We start from the raw sequence: 16,953 nt of genomic DNA on the forward strand, positions 1-16,953 counted from the left end.
GGTGCGAAGAGCTTAATCCAACTGGAGCAGTGTCACCTCTCCGAGCGGTTCACCAAGGAACCGATGGGCCAACTCTTCAAATTTCTGCGGCATATCTGAGACAAAACATCTCAATTCATCCGCTTCTGCATCAGATGCAATATTCCCGTTCTTCAGCGTAGACGCAACTTCCGCCGCAACAGCCTGTGGAGAATCGATGAGAGTCACATTATCAGGGAGAAGCGACTGAATGGTTTTCTTGAGCAATGGATAGTGTGTACATCCGGGAATGAGGGTATCAACGTCGCTCGATTGAAAGGGAGTCAAATACTCTTCAGCGACCATTTCCGCGATTTTTCCTTTAGTCCACCCTTCTTCAGCCAAGGGAACAAAGAGAGGGCATGCCGCTGATGTTATTCTGGTGTCATAGTCGAGTTCTCTAAGCATTCTGGTATAAGCACCGGAATTGATGGTTGCTCTAGTGCCGATGACACCGATATGGTGAGATCGTGTAGCGGCGACTGCTGCTCTGGCTGCCGGCTCAATGACGCCTATCACAGGTATAGTATTCTTCCGCCGCAACGATGTGAGAGCAACTGCCGATGCTGTGTTACAGGCGACCACTATCAGTTTTACATGTCTTCGGATCAGGAACTCAGCAATCTGGAGTGAGAAGCGTGTTACCGTTTCTTCACTCTTCGTTCCGTACGGAACTCGCGCCGTGTCGCCGAAATAGATTATGGATTCGGTAGGCAACGTCTGCTTGAGAGCGTGTACCACTGTGAGGCCTCCCAGACCAGAATCGAAAACGCCGACGGGAGAGTTCTTCTTCGGCATCAGGTGAAGATAGACATTTTGTGAGGAGCAGGATTAATGGTGACCAACAAGACGGCGGTACTCTGTGGATTGTGATGGGAGAATAACGAACTGGGGAATCGCTAAGTTACTCATCCAAGATCAACTGATCATCCAACGTTCGTCATTTAGAATCAGCATCAGGTTCATCCTTCAGCTTCTTCGGTCAGGACCTTTTCGTACTTATCCTTAAATCGGCGGATGCCGCGATAGATTGCTTGGGCGACACTTTGACGGTAGCCTGGCTTACGAAGCTGTTTTTCTTCCTGTGGATTCGACAGGTAGCCGACTTCAATCAAAACATTCGGCATGGATGCGCCGATAAGGACAAAAAATCCAGCTTGCTTAACACCCCGGTCCGGTGAAGGAATACTTTTGCGAAGTTCACTCTGTATCATGGAACCTAAATCTTCACTTTCTTTCATGAAGGCGTTTTGCATTAGAGAGGCGATAATAAAACTGTCTTCCGTAAGGTTGTCGTAACGGGTCACTTCTTCTTCCAGTTTAATAACGGCATTTTCCCGCTGGGCGACTTCGACAGCATCGTCTGTTTTACCCGGTCGAAGAATATATGTTTCAAATCCCTTTACTCTGCGATTGTTGTTGGCGTTGCCGTGAATACTGATGAACAGTTTACCGTTAGTTTCGTTGGCGACTTTCGTCCGTTTCCAGAGCGGAATAAATACATCTTCATCACGCGTGTAGATAACTTTCACCCCTCCATGTTTTTCTAGAAGCCGCCCGACACGCTTGGCGATGTCAAGGGTGACGAATTTTTCTTTCAGACCATATTTACCAGTGGTACCGCCGTCTTTTCCGCCGTGTCCGGCATCGATGACAATGGTGTCAATATACCAGCTGTTGCGAAGCTTCTTAATTTTTTCGGCACTGTAGCTCAGGGGCGTTCGCAACGTAAGTACGATTTCGCTCGGATCACGGTTGTGGTATATCTCATAATTCTCTATGTCTGACCGCAAATGAAAGGCCAGCTGGGCGGATTTACCGACCTGATCTACGTTGATTGCTTTCACGACACCGCCGAGCCTCGCCTGGCTGAGAGTTAGGGAGTCGGCCACGCCTCCGGCTAACGTCAGGTAGAACCACCTGTTCTTAGCCGACCACGCCTCGAGCGATTGCGTATCGAATTGACGTGTTGTCTCAATACGAACCACGGTCCCATTTGCTTTGTCCTCAATGTCGATTCCCGTGAGATTGAACGCCAGCAGTTCAATAATGATAACTCCTTTCACATCGTCATAAAGAATGCCCGGTGCGGCGCGGCGGTGCAGGATAGAGAGAAAAGGGCGCATGGGGAGATAGATATCCTGACCATCGAAGAGGGCGTGGGACGGCATCTGGTAGACTTGATCATCAATGACGACAAAACTGCTGTTGGCTGACACTTTTATTCTGTGACCGCCGAAATAGATGACGAGTTTACTTCTGGCTGCGTTCATGAAAACGCTGGCGGTGAGGACTTGCACAAAGTCGCTGGTGGAGATATAGACAGCGGGTCCGCTTGCAAAAGTTCGGATCACTTCCGTTCTGTCCGGCTCGTTGGGAAACTGGACAGAAACCTGCCCCGCCTGAAGGGGAGCACCGGTAAGCCACAGCCCGCTCATCAGTAGAAGTGAAATGCCTCGGATCACGGTGGGAATTTATTGAGAGGTCTCTTAGGGCGCAATACCGTTCTATCGGCGAGGCTCGTGAGATGAAAACGCTTCTTTAGCAATAAAGCAAGAATGTCAGAGAACGAATAGAGAACTGACGGAAACTCCGTATGTGTTCAACCAACTTGATCATTTCCTTGAGAGCATCGGTGATATAGGTGCGTCATAGATCAACACGGTCGGCTTGCCCGAATCACACGGTTCAGGCGGGGAGACCGTGTTGGATTGTTCCAAGAGAGGTCCGTCATTGCTGATTCGCCACCAGTGATTCAAATTGATACATCTGCTAACAGTTGAGTTGAGAGTGCAAAGCGGATTTGACTAAGGGATCGGTGGAGATCAGCGCACAAGTCTACTCAGATTGTGGGATTGCGTCGAGTAAGACCGATCACCGGCACTTCGTCCTCAAAAGGCGATATCCATCTGAAAACCGCTCTCAACATTCGGTATTGACCATCTGCCTGGATCATCGAATCGCTCCCACGTAGTTCGTACTCGCCAGCTCACCGTTGCTCCGTGGGCAGTCTTGATTCTGACAAAAGTGGCGAGCGATTGACCTGACGAGGCAAAAGCCCGGTTGCGCATCTCTCCGGGAAGATTAAGATCCCATACATAGATTCTTGACGCCCAATCGTCTGAGCGGTACATCACCCAGTTGAATGAAATGCGCCACGATTTTGTGGCAAGGTGCATTTTGGTGGAGAGGCCGTGTCCGGTGTGCTGGCCGTCGTCATCCTGAGCCACCACTCTGTCTCCCTGAAACTGCCACTTCAGCTGCTTATTTACAGGTAGTGTCGAGCTGGCACGCCATGTTTCTCTGCTGGAATTCGGCTGAAATATTTCTCCTGCATAGGCGATGCCATCTTCGCCGGATTTATCCTCGCGCTTCCACCGGAGCAGAGCATTTCCACCATAACGCCACCGAAAACTCAAAGTAGCGGCGGTTTCGAAACCACGGACCGGCTGACCGCCCTCACTGACAGCAACAGTCTCGCGGTACCAGTCGCCGTAGCTGAACAGGCGTATTTTCCCCGTGGAGATAGAAAGAGCCTGATAGATTCCTGATTCATTCAGCTGGTCGCGGCTCCATTCGCCGAGCGGTCGCGAGCGAGGACCCCGGAAACCGCCTGGATAGTAGCGGACTGATCCCATCCATCGGAGTGTCTTCATATCCAATGTTGCGCCGGTGAGATAGGAAGGGCTTGTGCCATTATAGACGGCGGTTTCGCCGAAGAACGAGAGTTTGTCAAAGGTGTATTGTCCATGGACGGAGCCGTAGCTTTGCGGCGGGCGGTTAGTGGGTGAATTCCCGTCAATCTGCCATCTGTCAACGGCGGTGAGGATGCCGACTTGAGCCTGCTCACCTGACCGTTTCCAGGCGAGTATGGCGCTCTCTTCGTTCAGATTGTGCTTTCGGTCGCGGGCTGTTTCAGACTGATGAAGACCTGATACGGAAATGGAAGTAACAGAGAGTGAGTCGAGGATGGCATCCATCGGTGAGGATGAAAGAGAGGCGATCCAGGTATTTGACTTGTACTCATATTCAACTGCCGCGCCGCGGAGGGCCCACTGTTCCAGAGTAGACCGCCACGGCCGAAGTCCTCTCCCGGGGCGTGAGAAATAGGTGATGCTCGTATTCCCCTTGAACGGCCGCGAAGAGCGACCAAACAGGAGACCATAACCTGAGTGAAGCTGAAAGTCACCGACAATTGCCCGAGTGTGGCTGTTAACTGGGATACTTAGATGAGCTGATGCAAAATCGGTGAGCGTTGGTTCTCCCGGGTCGCGTTCCAAAACAAATCCTCCCGATGCCGAGGCACGCTGAAAATCGACCCTCGTTACCATCCTTATATCCTCAGTTGAAGTCGTCCATCGATTACGCAGGACGACACCTAATGGCCGTACCTCTTCAACAGTGGTTGTGAGAGGCAGAAGTTGTCTTGTGACTGGATCGAGCTCCTGGAACTGGAGTATCTCGAAGATTGAGATAAATTGCCCCAACTCGTTACGCCTTTTTAGAATCAGGGAGATATCGCTCGATGGAAGTAGAGGAATCTTCTCAAGTTGCTTTCTGCTGACGCTGTTTAGATTGAGCGGTTCGCGCACAAACTGTTCCAGGGTCAGCAGGTCTTCAGCCGAAAGGACAGATTCTTCGTCATCCAGCTGAAATTCAGTCAGGATCTCGTCCAGCGACTGCCCTTGCCCGGAGCAGGGGCTAAGGCAGGCTAAAAGTGAGAGCAAGAATATGGCTGAGATTAAGTTCCGGATGATTAGCGATTGCATAACTTATTTCCTGACCGATGATCTTCAGCCTGATACCGGCGGTTACCTGGGTGGGACTCGTGGCAAAGCCGGTCATGACTGTAAAGGACTCAATCGGCTTCCATTGCAGACCAAACTTATAGCGTGAATCAAATTGCAGATCCTTTTCGAATTCTGCTATAGCGGACATCTGACTACTTGGTGTAAAGCTGAAGCCGGTAACTATTACCTGCGGCAGCAGCTCGTCAGAGGCGCCGATTCGTGGCGCATTCAGGTTCTGATATAGCATGGACCATGTCACCGATTCCTGTATGTCGAAGGCGATGGATGCGGACAGGCTAACTGTTTTCTGGGAGCCGTAGTTGACGATTGAGAGTTCGTGTCCGGCAAGGAGCAGTCCAAAATCGAGATGCTGTCCCAGGCGTCTGCCTAAACCGAGCGCAAACGTTGTCTCGCCGTACAGTTTGTTGCCAGCTGAATAGAACCCGATGCCGACATTTCCGTATCGCCAGGGAGCTGATATAACCGCCCCCGCGTTGCTGAGATCCGTAAGGCTAAAGGGTTTGCCGTAGAATGCGGCTGTGTTGAGACTGGTCGATGAGGCAAGGGAGGCGGGGTGACTGAGAAAATGAGCCGATGTGCGCCCCGGACCGAATTGGGTCATCCCCAAGGCGACCAGATTCGGGAGTAGAGGAAGCCGTTCAAAAGCGCCGATCAGGCCAGATACAAGTATGAGTGACAGCCATATCAGACGCATTTTGGTAAATGTAGTCTCTTATCGGTGAATAGACAAGAAGTGAGTGGTAATTTCACTTCACTTTTTAGCGAAAGAGTGCGAAATTGAACGAATAGTAAGACCGAGTGTTAAGCGGCCGAGAGGGGAAATGTAAGTGATGGAACGAAAAATCCGCATCGTTATGGCAAAGCCCGGTCTCGATGGTCATGACAGGGGGGTCAAGATTCTGGCCAGAGCTTACAGGGATGCCGGGATGGAGGTGATCTATCTTGGGCTGCGTCAAACCCCTGAAATGATAGTCAGTACCGCCTTGCAGGAAGACGTGGACGTTATCGCTCTTTCGATTCTTTCTGGCGCCCATATGACTGTTTTTCCGAAAGTGATGGAACTGATGAAATCTGAAGGGATGGACGATGTTCTGCTGACGGGCGGCGGGATTATCCCTGACAAGGATATGGAGGCGTTGCATGCTGAAGGGGTCGGGAAACTTTTTGGCCCCGGCACGCCCATCCAGGAGACTATCGATTATATCACGGAATGGGTAAAAACCAATCGGTGGAAGAAATGAGCGATACTCTGAAAAGACTGCAAACTTTACGGCAAGAAGCTCTAAAGGGTGGCGGTGAAGAACGTATAGAAGCCCAGCACAGTAAAGGAAAACTGACCGCAAGAGAGCGTCTAGATCTTCTTCTGGATAAAGGTTCTTTTCAGGAGACAGGGATGTTTGTAAAGCATCAGTCTTCAGACTTCGGGCTGGACAAGAAGCGGGTTCCGGGTGACGGAGTTGTTACAGGGCACGGGACCATAGACGGCCGGAGGGTATTCGTTTTTGCGCAAGATTTTACAGTCTTGGGTGGTTCTCTGTCTGGATCAAATGCGAAGAAGATCTGTAATATCATGGATCACGCCATGCGGGTAGGTGCACCGATCATAGGACTGAACGATTGCGGCGGAGCCCGGATTCAGGAGGGTGTCTCTTCGTTGGGCGGTTATGCCGAGATATTCTTGCGTAATACACTGGCATCCGGTGTTGTCCCACAAATTTCGATGATTATGGGTCCGTCGGCGGGGGGTGCTGTCTACTCGCCGGCTATTACTGACTTTACGCTGATGGTAAAGGGGACGAGCTATATGTTCGTTACCGGTCCGAATGTTGTCAAAACGGTGACCCACGAAGATGTAAGCTATGAAGATCTCGGCGGCGCCGTGACTCATGCCACCAAGAGCGGGGTTTCCCACTTTGCGGCTGAGAATGAAGTTGAAGCCATTCAGACTGTCAAATTGCTCCTCTCCTATATCCCTCAGAATAATCTGGAGGATCCACCCTTTGGTCCTCAGGAGGATCCGGTGGAGCGGGAGGTAGAAGCGCTTGATTCGGTTGTTCCGCAGAATTCCAACAAGCCGTACGATATGCACGACGTAATTCGCCCAATAGTAGACAGTGAGGAGTTTCTGGAAGTCCATTCTGCTTTTGCCAGAAATATCATTGTGGGATTTGCGCGCCTGAATGGTGGAAGCGTCGGGATTGTGGCTAATCAGCCGTCGCATTTGGCAGGTGTTCTTGATATTGATTCGGCTGTGAAGGGGGCCCGGTTTGTCCGCTTCTGTGACGCTTTCAACATTCCGCTTGTGGTCTTCGAAGATGTGCCCGGCTTCTTACCGGGGACCGAACAGGAGTGGGGTGGTATCATCCGTCATGGAGCAAAGCTACTGTATGCCTTCTGTGAAGCGACAGTGCCAAAGGTGACGGTCATTACAAGGAAAGCCTACGGCGGCGCCTACGACGTGATGAATTCCAAACACATCCGTGGGGATGTGAACTTTGCCTGGCCGACAGCTGAGATTGCCGTTATGGGTCCCAAAGGTGCTGTGGAGATCATCTTCAAGAAGGAGATTGCCGAGGCAGACGATTCTGAGGCTGTGGAAGAAAAGATGATCGAAGAGTACCGTGATAAATTTGCTAACCCGTATGTTGCGGCAGAGCAGGGCTACATCGATGACGTTATCGAACCGCGAACGACACGCTCCCGATTAATCCAAGCCTTGGTAATGCTGGATACAAAAGTAGACATGAATCCGAAGAAGAAGCATGGCAACATCCCCCTCTAATTAAATCATGAGTTGTGAAGGAGAGAAAGGAAGTTGCCAGTTAGAGCGTATTAGTTTCTTGCAAAAGACCCTTTCATCGGGTATCGTTAATCAGTTTCGGAAATTGAGAACAGAAACCAGGTAGAATATGGACTTACAGAATATCGAAGAGCTGGAAATCTACTTCGCAAACCATTTTGATACTTGGCTCTTTCCCGTTCTCGCTGAGCACTATCTGACTGAGGGAGATCACGAGCGCGCACATAAGGTTTCTGAAATCGGTCTGAGTCGTCACCCCGACCATGTCCCAGGGCTCTTTGTTGAAGCGAGGATTCAGATGGCGGAGGGAAAGCTAAAGAATGCTGAGAAGCTGCTGAAGAAGACCGTTTCTCTGGATCCGGGCCACTTCAACGCTTACATACTATTGGCTCAAGTTCAGGCCGACTTGGGAAGATCAGCAAAGACCGTTCGAAAGTTGTATGAAACAATTCTTGAAATGGATAGCACCAACGAGAAAGCGAAAGCGTGGTTGGCAAAACCGTCTGATGCCGGAAAACGGAGCAGGAAGAAAGTGACAGCTCCGGCAAAACGTGCTCCTAAGGGCAGGGTGAAAAAGCCTCGGGAACGTCCTCCCAGGGAGTCGCTGGCCGATTTCCCCATCACGCCGCAAGTGGCCACTTTTACTCTAATGGCAGTCCTGAAGAGTCAGAAACTCTACCGGCAGGCGCTGGAAGTGCTGACAGTGATGTCAGGCAAGAAAGATGCTGACATAGAGCGAATCGCAAAAGAGAAGAGTGATCTGATGAGACTGTTGAAATCCCAATCGGGGATACGGTAGATGTCTCTTATTGATAAAAGAGTGGAAAAGTTGAGAGAGAAGCTGGCGGATGAATCGTTAGAAGGCATGCTGGTGACAAACCTAACGAATGTCCGGTACCTTTCAGGCTTCAGTGGATCGGCCGGGACGTGCCTGATCTTTCCTGAAAAGGCTTACTTTATTTCCGATGGGCGCTATGAAACGCAGTCAAAACAGCAGGTAACGGGAATGGAGATTCTTATCGGTGTGGAACCTTACCCCGAAATAATCAAGAAAGAGAAACTTATATCCGATGGCATGCACCTTGCGTTCGAGGCGGAACACGTTTCGGTGAGTTCTGCAAAAAAGCTGGAAGATCTTTTCCCCAGCTGTTCCTGGGAGCCGATGACCAATGTAATAGAGCAGATCGCCATGGTGAAGGACAAGAGTGAGATACGGGCGACGCGGAAAGCCGTGGAGATCACTGACCAGACCTTTGAGCAGATTATTCCTGAGATTCGGCCGGGAGTGACAGAACGTGAGATCGCCGGTAAGATATCATTTACCTACAAAATGTTCGGAGCTGACGGCGACGCTTTTGACTGCATCGTGGCAGGAGGGCCGAATTCTGCTCTGCCTCATGCCCGGTCTGGGGACCGGCCTCTACAGGAGGGGGATTTTGTGATTCTCGACTTTGGCGCCTTTTATCAGGGGTACCACGCTGATATGACACGGACCGTAGTGGTGGGAGAAGCCACGGAGCGCCACAGGGAGATCTATAATACCGTCCGCGAGGCCCAGCGCCGCGGGTGCGAAGCGGCTAAAGATGGTGCTCCGTGCAAAGAAGTTGATTCCGCCTGCCGTAACTATATCTCTGAAAGCGGATACGGCGACTACTTCAACCACGGTACCGGACACGGCCTTGGTCTCGAGATTCACACCAATCCCCGCTTTTCGCAGCTCAGCAAGGATCATATTTACGAGAATTATCTTATGACAATTGAGCCGGGCATCTATATTCCTGATTGGGGCGGCGTGCGGATTGAAGACGATATTCTCATCACTTCGAACGGCTGTGAGATTCTTAACCAATCGACAAAGGACATGCTTTCCCTGAGTTGATACTTTATTTCCCCGCTTAATTGAGTAACGACTTTCTGCAATGATTAAGACAATCTTTATGGATATCGGCGGTGTTCTGCTGGATATCTCACCTGAGCGTACACTGGCTGAACTGATCACCGCTACAGATCATCCGGAGAGTGTTATCAGAGAGGCTTTCCACGAGGATGCTCTAGACAGGTATGAAAAAGGGCAGATTGGAGATGATCAGTTTTATGCTCATTTTCGGGACGCACTGCCTGAGCCTGACGGTCTGACGAAAGATAAATTCTTTTCCGCCTGGCTTGCGCTTCTTGGCACTTGTACCGATTCGCTTTCTGTGGCCAGAGATCTCGTTCGGGAGTATCCTGTGTGGCTTGCCTCTAATACAAATCCTTTCCACATCCGGCACGGGACTGAGAAAGGATGGCTCGACGGCTTCAGCGGTTACATTTACTCATTTGAAATTTCAGCCAGAAAGCCACACGCTGATTTCTTCACAAAGGCACTCACGCTTGCCGGGGCCGAGGCCCGCACCTCGCTGTTCATAGACGATCATCGGGAGAATGTGGAGACTGCTGACAAGCTCGGATTCACCACAATTCATTATCGGTCGCATGAACAGTTCTGCCGTGACTTGAGTCATCACCTAGACCGCATCTAGCGGATTTTCCGCTCACACCTCTTAACTGTGTCAACTAAATTAGACTCCCTCATGGAGCCGCACACGGACGTTTCACGCATACTCGATTTCCTGAAGTCGCACCCTGAGATCGGGCCGCACATCGAGCACGTCCATCACATCCCCGCCAGTGAGGGCCAGTATGTTGACTTTCCTGATGATCTCGATGGCCGAATTGTGCAGGCAGTGCAATCCCGGGGAATCGAGCAGCTCTATTCCCACCAACGAGCCTGTTGGGATCACATCAGTGACGGCGACAACATTGTGGTGGTTACACCGACGGCTTCGGGCAAGACGCTCTGTTACAATTTGCCGGTACTCCAGTCCGCGCTTAATGATCCGGGGGCGAAGGTGCTCTATCTCTTTCCTACGAAGGCGCTGTCTCAGGATCAGGTGGCGGAGCTGAACGAAGTGGTAGATGAGACGGGCGAGCCTGTCAAGGTTTATACTTTTGACGGTGACACGCCCCAGAGCGCGCGGCAGGCCATCCGGAAGCAGGGAAATGTAGTGGTTACCAATCCCGACATGCTTCATCAGGGGATATTGCCTCACCACACAAAATGGATTTCCCTCTTCCAGAATCTGAAGTATGTGGTCATTGACGAACTTCACATCTACCGCGGTGTTTTCGGCAGTCACATGGCGAACCTCATTCGGCGACTGAAACGGGTGTGTGAGTTTCACGGTTCGTCGCCTCAGTTCATCGGTTGCTCCGCCACCATTGCCAATCCTAGAGAGCACGCCGAAGCGCTTACAGAGTCAGAGATGACGCTTGTGGATCAATCGGGCTCGCCGCGGAGTGAAAAATATTTTATCTTCTACAATCCGCCTGTGGTGAATCACCAGCTCGGCATCAGAGCCAGCTACATTAAGCAAGCCCGCCAGGTGGGGGCCACGCTACTCAAGAATGATATTTCAACTATTGTATTTGCTCTCAGCCGTCTCAATGTGGAGATTCTCACCAAGTATCTGAAAGATGAATTCGAGTCCTCGCGGGAGAGGCTCGCTTCCGGTGAAGTGGTGGCTGGTTATCGCGGCGGCTATCTGCCAAACCGGCGGCGGGAGATCGAAAAGGGGCTACGCACTGGAGAGATCAAGGGCGTTGTGGCGACGAACGCTCTGGAGCTCGGGATAGACATCGGCAGTCTCGATGCGGCGGTCTTAGCGGGCTACCCCGGGACTATAGCCTCCACGTGGCAGCAGGCGGGCCGTGCCGGAAGGCGTGGGCGGACGGCTGTTGCGGTCCTCATTGCCCGCTCCAATCCCCTCGACCAGTTTCTCATGTCGAGTCCCGACTACTTCTTCGGTTCATCTGTGGAACACGCCCGCATCAATCCCGATAACCTCACCATCCTCGTGGATCACATGAAGTGTGCCGCTTTCGAACTTCCCTTCCGGAAGAGAGAAGCCTTTGGCGAGGTGACCGCCGGAGCTGTAAACGATATTCTGGAGTTTCTGGCGGAGGGGAGCGTGGTCCATCTGGAAGGCGATCAGTGGCACTGGATGGAAGATGTCTATCCGGCGGTGAATGTATCCTTGAGGCGGATTGAGAAAGGAAACTTCGTGGTGGTGAAACGGGGTGACGAATCGAAGATCATTGCGGAAGTGGACTACACCAGTTCTATCACCACCATTTATCCCGACGCTATCTATATGACCGACGGCAGAGAGTATATCGTGGACGATCTGGACTGGGACGGACGAAAGGCTATCGTGCGCAACACCGATTCTGACTACTACACCGACGCCATCGATTACACCAACGTGAAGGTGCTGGATGAGTTTGAGAGTCGCCGGGCGGCGAAAGTGGATGTCTCGCTGGGCGAGGTTCAGGTGATGACCCGAGCGGTGGGGTTCAAGAAGATCAAATTCTACACCATGGAGAATGTGGGCTACGGCGACATCAACCTCCCCGACATGGAGATGCACACAACCGCCTACTGGTTCACGCTGCCGGAAGAGCTTCTCTCTCACTTGTCATACTCGCGCACGGACATTGTGGACGGCGTTCTGGGGCTTGTCAATGCCCTCCACTACATCTGCGCTCTGAACCTCATGTGCACGGTCCACGATATCTACCGCTCCGTGGGGGACAAGTCGGCGGAGTGGTACGTTCGCAACGTCTTCGGAGACCGGGGACTCTATTCTGCGGAAGGCGCCGATCTTGCAGGAAAACAGGTGTCGCCCGGTACTCTTACACGCTTCCAGCCTACCATCTTTATTTATGACAACTACCAGGGCGGTGTTGGATTCAGTCAGCAGCTTTACGACAGTCATGAAGAGCTGTTAACGCAGACACATTCTCTCATCTCGAAGTGTATGTGCAAAAGCGGCTGTCCATCATGTGTGGGGCCAGCGGCGGAAGTGGGGGAGAAGAGCAGGGATGTAAGCCTGGCTATCCTTGAAGCGGCTGGGTACAGATGAAACAGCTCTTGTGATGATTTACTGTCCGGGTGAGTTGTGAAATCGAAACGGAACGCCGCCGGTCTTCTGATACTTTGCTTCTTAGTGTGTCAGCCGCTTTTCACACGGGGACAGTCTCTCAGAAGTCATGCGAAGAGCTATCCGCGCTACCTCATCAATGGTGCCGTTGAGGTTGTTAGCGACATAACGAGCCAGGTGATTCTTGGGGCCGCCGCCGTGTCAGTCATTGCACTGCATCGCTACGACTGGGCAGTCAGAGATTACAGTCAAGACAACGGTCTGATGGCAAATGAACTGTCGCACAGGCTTGACAAGTACGGCGGCGGCTGGGCCTATCCTGCCCTGCTGCTGGGGGTTGGACTGGAATCGATGGGGAGAGATGATGCAGCAGCGAGGGTGAAATACGCCTTCACTTCTCTGGCTGTGACGGGATTGTCCACTGACTTGATCAAGAGAGCCAGCGCACGGCACAGACCTGACGGCAGCGATGCTCGTTCTTTTCCTTCTGGTCACACATCGGGAAGTTTCGCGGTGGCAGCGGTGGTGGATGAGTTGTACGGGCATTGGCTGGGATATCCGGCCTATGTGGTGGCTGCATTGGTAGGCGCTCACCGAATCCATGCAGATAAGCACTGGCTCACGGACGTCATCGCCGGGGCGGCTCTTGGCACTGTCATTGGCCGAGGGTTCAGCATCGTCTACAGGGAAGAGGCGGTGAATGATCAGATCGGCGTTGTGCCGTGGGCGACAAACAGAACAGTAAGTTTCAGGATAATAATTCCTATCAATTAAAAGAACGGGTGATGGATAAACAGAAGATTCAGATTTCAGACATCTACAGGTTTAAGTTTGTGAGCGATCCGCAGATCTCGCCGGACGGAAGCCGAGTTGTTTTTGTTGTGGAGACCATGCACAAGGCGGATAAAAAGTACTATATGAACCTCTGGCTGGTACCATCAGCTGGGGGAAGAGCGCGGAAGCTGTCTCACGGGAAGAAGAATGACACCTCTCCGCGCTGGTCTCCTGATGGTGAGACCGTCGCCTTCATCTCGAAACGTAACGAGGCGAGCCAGATCTGGTTCTTGCCCATGGCGGGTGGAGAGGCGCGGCAGTTGACGAAGCTCCCCAAGGGGAAGGTGAGTGCTATCAGATGGTCCCCCCATGGGAAAGAGATCGGTTTCCTGTTTCACCCCTTTGGCAAGGAGGTCACTTTCGATAAGAAGGGCAAGCCCGAGATGCCGGTCTACCGCCATATCAGAGACATGTGGTATCGCTTTGACGGAGAAGGTTTCTTTGACAGCGAATTCACTCATGTATGGGTTGCCAATGCGACTACAGGTGCGGCACGGCAGGTGGTGAAGGGGGAATGGCACGACACTTACTTTGACTGGTCCCCGGACGGCAGGAAGGTCGCCTTCATTTCCAACCGGCGGAAAGAGTGGCAGCACCGGCTCGAAGAAGATGAACTTTATCTGGTGTCAGCTAAGGGTAGTCCCGTGAGGAGAATCCCGACCCCGGCCGGGCCGAAGGAAGGTCTCTCCTTTTCTCCCGATGGTAAGAGGCTCGCATTCTTCGGTCACACGGAACCGTACTCAGGCTGGGGAGCTGTCAACTACACTGTCAGGACCATCGGCTTGAATGGGAAGAATTATAGGAGCCACACAGGCAAGATGGATCGGATGGCGTTCCCAGTGACTCTCGGCGATCTGACACCGAGCTTTGTGGTGGTGCCGCCGGCGTGGAACGCAGAGGGAAGGGATATCTACTTCACTGTCAGTTCGGAGGGGGGGTCGCCGTTATGCAGGGTTGACACTGGAGACGGCAGTATTGAGACGGTGACGGATGAAAAGGTGGTAGTTTCCTTCTCGCTTGACAGTGCCGGTCAGAAATTGGTGTTGCACGGCGGACAGATGGAAACTCCTGATGAGATTTACACGATTGATTTGAGGGAGAGGGCTGTACGTCAGGTGAGCCGCCTCAACCAGCCCTACGTCCGCAGTCGTCAATTTAATCTGCCTGAAGAGGTCTGGTTCAAATCGGGCCGAACGGACATCCACGGCTGGATCCTGAAGCCGCCGGGGTTCAGTACTCGCCGGAAATACCCCTTCATCCTTCAGATTCACGGCGGGCCGCGATGTCAGTACGGGCGGCTCTTTTTTCACGAGATGCATGTGCTGGCGGCGGCCGGCTACGTGGTGATGTACACCAATCCGCGGGGAAGTCAGGGGTACGGTTATAAGTTTGCCGATGCCATTACCGGCAAGTGGGCTGAGCCGGCCTTCAAAGACCTCATGGCGGCAGTGGACTATGCCTTCTCTCTGGGATACATTGACGAGAAGCGGATGGGCGTCACCGGCGGCAGTTACGGCGGCTACATGACCAACTGGATTGTAACCCACACGAACCGCTTTTCCGCCGCGGTTACCCAACGGAGTGTTTCCGATCTTTCCAGCATGTTTGGCACCTCCGATTTAGGTTTTGACATGGCGTGGGAATTCAAGACGACACCGTGGGACTGCCACGACCTCTACCGGAAGTGGTCCCCCATCTCCTACATAAAGCAGTGCCGAACGCCGCTACTCATCATCCACAGCGAGCATGACTGGCGCTGCAATGTGGAACAGGACGATCAGATGTACATGGCGCTGAAGTTCCTGAAACGGGAGGTGGAGTACGTCCGCTTTCCGGAGGAGCCTCACGGCCTATCCCGTCACGGCCGGCCGGACCGCAGGGAGGCGCGGCTGAAGTTCATGGTGGGGTGGTTTGACCGCTACCTGAAGTGACAATCTTGGATAGACATCTTGTCTGTCCCACGCATCCTAAGTTATGGTGATGCTTCCACTCCCCGCCGGCGGCATTAAGTTACCGCTGGGATAAAGAGAGGCGGCAAAGACAATGATAGAAATATCTGATTTCACAAAAGTTGATATCCGGGTTGGGACTATTGTTGATGTTAGCGAGTTTCCTGAGGCGAGGCGCCCCGCCTATAAGTTCACCATCGATTTTGGTCCCCTCGGAACGAAACGGTCCAGCGCCCAGATCACCGATCTCTACGGCAAGTGCGACCTTCTGGGGCGGCAGGTTGTGGCAGTGGTGAACTTTGCTCCAAAGCGGATTGCCGGCTTCAAGTCCGAAGTTCTGGTTCTCGGCGCATGTCCCGAAGAAGCGGGTGTAGTCCTGTTGCAGATGGAATCAAGGGTGCCCGATGGAACGCGTGTCTCATAACGTCGCAAGAATGCTTTTCATCAACTGCCGTGACTGAGCCGTCGCTACCCGCCGTAAGGCTGAAGTTCATTGATGAGGACGATCTTGAGTTCTGGGAGGCGCTTGTGTCACAGCCCGAAGCTCGTCAGCATCAGCCGCTGAATGAGCGTCATCTGCAGCAGTTGCGGCAGGAGTTGGGGTGCTACAGCGAAACGGATCTCAGCAGTCCCGTGCACCGCGAATACAAGTGGGTTGTGATGGATGAAAGTACGGACAGTCCGGTGGGTGTTGTCTCATTCGTAAAGCTCGATCTTGAGCAGTGGATCGGCCGTATCGGTTATACCATCTCGAAACAGTTCTGGGGTCGCGGCTACGGCACTTCGGCAGTGGCGGAACTGACGCGGCTGATCTTTACCCTATCGGATACCGAACGGATCGAAGCGGAGTGTTCAGTTCACAATCCGGCGTCGTGGCGCGTACTGGAAAAGAACGGCTATCATCTGGAAGGGACGAAGCGGGGCTATCTGGAGATCGGAGGCGAGAGAGTCGATCATCACAGTTTTGGCATCCTCAAGGATGATTGGGAAACTCTGATTGATAATTAAGTGTTGTTGATTGAATATTGAAAGATGGATGCTGACAATTAAGGAGGCTGAGTAAAATGTCATATCAATTTGACGGCAAGGGCGCCATTGTAACGGGGGCATCCAGCGGCATCGGCAGGGGAATCGCACTGCGGTTCGCCGAGCTGGGAGTGAAGGTTGTTCTGTCGGCACGACGGGAAGAAGAACTGGAAAAAGTTGCACAGGAGATTCGTGCCAAGGGAGGACAGGCGGTGGTAGCGGCCGCTGACGTGACCAGTCCGGAGAGTGTGACTGCTGTTGTGCAGACGGCGGTGGATGAACGGGGCGGCGTCGATATCATGGTCAATTGTGCCGGTGTAGCCGGTCCCATGACGTTTGCAGAGACGCCTCCCGAGAGGATCCGCCAACATATTGAAGTCAACTACCTCGGTGCCGTGGAGTTTGTCAGGAATGTTCTGCCGCACATGAAGAGTCGGGAGAGCGGCTATATTCTGAACATCTCTTCCATGTCCGGACTCAAAGGATTGCCGACCTACGTTTCCTATGGCGCCAGCAAGTTTGCCCTCACCGGT

15 protein-coding genes are annotated in these 16,953 nt (G+C 52.5%); 11 read left to right on the forward strand and 4 right to left on the reverse strand.

Annotated features, from left to right (window positions below):
• Window positions 1-12: 12 nt before the first annotated feature.
• The 4 genes from murI to QF669_05895 form a co-directional block, all read right to left on the reverse strand.
• On the reverse strand, window positions 13-816 hold the full coding sequence (murI, locus tag QF669_05880) for a glutamate racemase (GenBank protein ID MDP6456962.1): 804 nt from the start codon (window positions 814-816) through the stop codon (window positions 13-15).
• 164 nt (window positions 817-980) lie between these two features.
• Window positions 981-2,456 (reverse strand): N-acetylmuramoyl-L-alanine amidase, encoded by a 1,476-nt coding sequence (locus QF669_05885; GenBank protein MDP6456963.1) that lies wholly within the window; start codon window positions 2,454-2,456, stop codon window positions 981-983.
• Window positions 2,457-2,909: 453 nt separating this feature from the next.
• Window positions 2,910-4,787, reverse strand: a complete 1,878-nt coding sequence (locus tag QF669_05890) for a hypothetical protein (GenBank protein MDP6456964.1) — start codon at window positions 4,785-4,787, stop codon at window positions 2,910-2,912.
• Window positions 4,720-5,523 carry a hypothetical protein gene (locus tag QF669_05895; GenBank protein MDP6456965.1) on the reverse strand — a complete coding sequence of 268 codons (804 nt, stop codon included), beginning with the start codon at window positions 5,521-5,523 and terminating at the stop codon, window positions 4,720-4,722. The genes QF669_05890 and QF669_05895 overlap by 68 nt, the downstream gene beginning before the upstream one ends.
• A gap of 136 nt (window positions 5,524-5,659) precedes the next feature.
• Between QF669_05895 and QF669_05900 the strand changes: the two genes are divergently transcribed.
• The 11 genes from QF669_05900 to QF669_05950 form a co-directional block, all read left to right on the forward strand.
• On the forward strand, window positions 5,660-6,070 hold the full coding sequence (locus tag QF669_05900; protein MDP6456966.1) for a cobalamin B12-binding domain-containing protein: 411 nt from the start codon (window positions 5,660-5,662) through the stop codon (window positions 6,068-6,070).
• Window positions 6,067-7,611 (forward strand): acyl-CoA carboxylase subunit beta, encoded by a 1,545-nt coding sequence (locus tag QF669_05905; GenBank protein ID MDP6456967.1) that lies wholly within the window; start codon window positions 6,067-6,069, stop codon window positions 7,609-7,611. The genes QF669_05900 and QF669_05905 overlap by 4 nt, the downstream gene beginning before the upstream one ends.
• 127 nt (window positions 7,612-7,738) lie before the next feature.
• Window positions 7,739-8,428 carry a hypothetical protein gene (locus tag QF669_05910; GenBank protein MDP6456968.1) on the forward strand — a complete coding sequence of 230 codons (690 nt, stop codon included), beginning with the start codon at window positions 7,739-7,741 and terminating at the stop codon, window positions 8,426-8,428.
• Entirely contained in the window at window positions 8,429-9,508 is a 1,080-nt protein-coding gene (locus tag QF669_05915) for an aminopeptidase P family protein (protein ID MDP6456969.1), read from the forward strand.
• Window positions 9,509-9,548: 40 nt separating this feature from the next.
• The gene (locus QF669_05920; protein MDP6456970.1) at window positions 9,549-10,151 is read left to right on the forward strand and encodes an HAD family phosphatase; all 603 of its coding nucleotides are present in this window, start codon (window positions 9,549-9,551) and stop codon (window positions 10,149-10,151) included.
• A 51-nt stretch (window positions 10,152-10,202) separates the two neighbouring features.
• A complete protein-coding gene (locus QF669_05925; protein ID MDP6456971.1) occupies window positions 10,203-12,593 on the forward strand; it encodes a DEAD/DEAH box helicase in 2,391 nt (796 codons plus the stop codon).
• Between the two features lie 36 nt (window positions 12,594-12,629).
• Window positions 12,630-13,385, forward strand: a complete 756-nt coding sequence (locus tag QF669_05930) for a phosphatase PAP2 family protein (protein MDP6456972.1) — start codon at window positions 12,630-12,632, stop codon at window positions 13,383-13,385.
• 11 nt (window positions 13,386-13,396) lie between these two features.
• Window positions 13,397-15,376, forward strand: coding sequence for a S9 family peptidase (locus QF669_05935; GenBank protein ID MDP6456973.1), 1,980 nt, complete (start codon window positions 13,397-13,399; stop codon window positions 15,374-15,376).
• A 112-nt stretch (window positions 15,377-15,488) separates the two neighbouring features.
• Window positions 15,489-15,818, forward strand: a complete 330-nt coding sequence (locus QF669_05940; GenBank protein MDP6456974.1) for a tRNA-binding protein — start codon at window positions 15,489-15,491, stop codon at window positions 15,816-15,818.
• A 29-nt stretch (window positions 15,819-15,847) separates the two neighbouring features.
• Window positions 15,848-16,402 (forward strand): GNAT family protein, encoded by a 555-nt coding sequence (locus QF669_05945; protein MDP6456975.1) that lies wholly within the window; start codon window positions 15,848-15,850, stop codon window positions 16,400-16,402.
• A gap of 56 nt (window positions 16,403-16,458) precedes the next feature.
• Window positions 16,459-16,953: SDR family oxidoreductase (locus tag QF669_05950; GenBank protein MDP6456976.1), on the forward strand; the 495-nt coding region annotated here is incomplete at its 3' end.

Source organism: Candidatus Neomarinimicrobiota bacterium (genome assembly GCA_030743815.1).
GTDB lineage: Bacteria > Fidelibacterota > Marinisomatia > Marinisomatales > S15-B10 > UBA2146.